The organism is Variovorax sp. JS1663 (assembly GCF_002157355.1).
Lineage (GTDB): Bacteria > Pseudomonadota > Gammaproteobacteria > Burkholderiales > Burkholderiaceae_C > Variovorax.
In genome coordinates this window covers 1-2430 of sequence record NZ_LYMK01000116.1, presented here as the reverse complement: position 1 = coordinate 2430, position 2430 = coordinate 1, and the positions used below count along the sequence as shown (strand labels likewise).

3 protein-coding genes are annotated in these 2430 nt (G+C 61.9%); all 3 read left to right on the top strand.

Features of this window, described 5'->3' with window-relative positions; genetic code table 11:
- The coding region (locus A8M77_RS36705; protein WP_238137086.1) for a DNA/RNA non-specific endonuclease at positions 1–1400 on the top strand (1400 nt) is incomplete at its 5' end.
- Positions 1397–1813 (top strand): hypothetical protein, encoded by a 417-nt coding sequence (locus tag A8M77_RS34820; protein WP_143694911.1) that lies wholly within the window; start codon positions 1397–1399, stop codon positions 1811–1813. The genes A8M77_RS36705 and A8M77_RS34820, both read left to right, overlap by 4 nt.
- 96 nt (positions 1814–1909) lie before the next feature.
- Positions 1910–2430: hypothetical protein (locus A8M77_RS34815; RefSeq protein ID WP_143694910.1), on the top strand; the 521-nt coding region annotated here is incomplete at its 3' end.

Sequence of the window (2430 nt, the reverse complement as noted above, 5' to 3'; positions counted from 1 at the left end):
GCAGTTTCGAAGAGAACCTGAAGGAGGGCCTGAAGAACGCGATCCTGGACACGATGGCGGCGCAATCCGCGTTCGCCATTGGCAATTTGACCGCCAACGGCACGCTGGACGACTTCACCAACAAGGTCGCGCATGCGATTGCGGGGTGCGCGGTGGGGGCCGCGAGGGCGGACAGTGCGAGCGGGTGTGGTGCAGGTGCGCTCGGTGCTGCCATCGGCGAACTTGCAGCGGAAGCCTACGGCAGACGAATCGACACGGTTCAGTTCGCCGGGCTCATGAGCGGCCTTGCTGTGGCCATTGCAGGTGGGGATGCCAGCCAGATCAACATCGGCAGTCAGGCGGGGAGCAACGCGGCGGCGAACAACTTCCTGGCACACGACGAAAACCTAGCCAGAAAGAAGGCCATCGTCGCTTGTGATGGTGGAGATCAGGCGGCGTGCGCCGAGCGCGATGCATGGAACGCCAAGGACAAGGCACGCGACGAGGCGCTGCGCGCGGCGTGCTATGCCGATGGCGCGAGCAGACTGTGCGGTGATTGGATCGCGTTTGCCAAGGCGGCGGAGGCCACCTACCGAAGCACGCCAGACAACGCATCGCTTCGCGATGAAATTCGTTTCGGCCTGTACTCGGATGCGTCGGAGCGAACGGAGATCCAGCGTCTCATCAATAGCACCCCGCATGCGAGCCCGATGGGCGCGCAGGGCGAGGCAGTCCTCAAGCAGCTCGCAGGACTCGTCCTCGACATCACGCCCGTCGTCGGGGACATCAAGGGACTTGTAGAGGCGGAGACGCCATTCGACTACACCTTGGCGGTGATCGGCGCCTTGGGCCCGGCCGGAGATGCGGCCAGGGCGTTGATCAAAGAGGCAAAGGCGCTGTTGGATGCTGGAGACGCGGTTGGCGCGGCGTCGAAACTGACTGACGCGCAGAACTCCATCAAGGCAAGTGTTGGCAGCAAGGGTGCATGGGATACGGCCTTGAATGGTCAACTCAAGCCCGGAGCCGTCTATGAGCTGAGCAACGGACACAAGTACGTCACCGATGCTTCCGGTCGGGTGAACAAGGTCGAAGGCACGCTGTCGTTGAACGCGATGGAACGCAACGGGTACCAGCAATGCGCGGTGGGCAAGTGTGGCGCGCCGAAAGACGAAGGCGGCCACTTGATCGCTGCCAGTTTGGGCGGCGCGGGTGACAAAATCAATATCGTGCCGCAGGCGTCAACGCTGAATCGGGGCGATTGGCGAGCCATGGAGAACGAGTTCAGGAATGCACTCAAGGAGGGGAAGACGGTGCTCGTGAAAATCGATCTGGGCTATCCGGCTGGCGGGGTCAGGCCGAATGAATTTTTTGTGACGGCCGTTATCGACGGTGTAGAGGTGACCAAGAGGTTCAAGCAATGACAGATATCGCGACAACGGAACAGGCCTATGAAGTGCTGGGCAGAGCGGTCAATCAGTTTCCAGCAAGTAGGGCTTGGGATTCCGCCTTTGGAAAGTTCGTAGTCCTGAATCAGATGGTTTCGGTGCAGTGGGGTCTGATGTGCGATGGTGCAATCGACCAGAAGGGGGCCAGTCCACCACGAGTTTCGATTGGCGATGCCATGGATGCGGCCCTCTTCCTCCGCGATGACCTTCTTAAGACGACAGGCCAACGGATCTGGGGTCTGACCTTCACGCTCTACCCTGATGGAAAGTTCGATATCGACTACGACTACAACAGGCCCGCGGGCTACGAAGAAACTGAAGAGACTGTGGATCTTTCTCAGGCACTGGAGGACCTACAAAAGCAAGGTATCGATGTTTCCAAGAAGTAGACCCACGGCCAACCTGCGGGGTGGCTTGGTTGGCGGAGGTATCCGCTTGGAACAAGCGGGCTTCAGTTCGAACGTCAGCGTAACGGCCTGCTGAGCGTGCACGCGGATCGCGACATCCGCATCGAATCGGGCCAGGCGCAAGGCACGGGCCGCTACGCGATGCAGTGGACCGACAAGGGTCTGCTCAGCCGCAGGAACGACATCTCCATCGAAGGCTCGCACATCGGCGGCACGCAGGGCGTGATGATCGATGCGGGGCGCCACCTCGGCATCGTCGAGGGGCGCAACACAAACAGCACCCGCATCGACGTCGACAAAAAGCGCTCCAGCCCGATCTTCGATCCGGTGTTCATGCAGAACAGGGCCTCGGGCAGCGGCATCGACGTCAGGACCGACACGGCCGCGTCCAGCACCATCACCAGCAGCCAGGGCGGCGTCCTGCTGCAAGGCGGTGGCGTAGTCCACCTGCAGGGTGTGCAGGTCGCGGGCGCCAGGGACATCCGCATCGAAGGCAACGAGGTCTCCATCGCCGGGGCCATGAACCGCAGCGAAGTCAGCGGCGAGCAGCGCCGGCGCGGTGGCGACTTCGGTCCCCTGGGCCTGCACGACCTGGGCCA

Bases quoted from the DNA above. Each gene is read 5' to 3' on its own strand.
- A8M77_RS34820 (WP_143694911.1), top strand. From the start codon at position 1,397: ATGACAGATATCGCGACAACGGAACAGGCCTATGAAGTGCTGGGCAGA.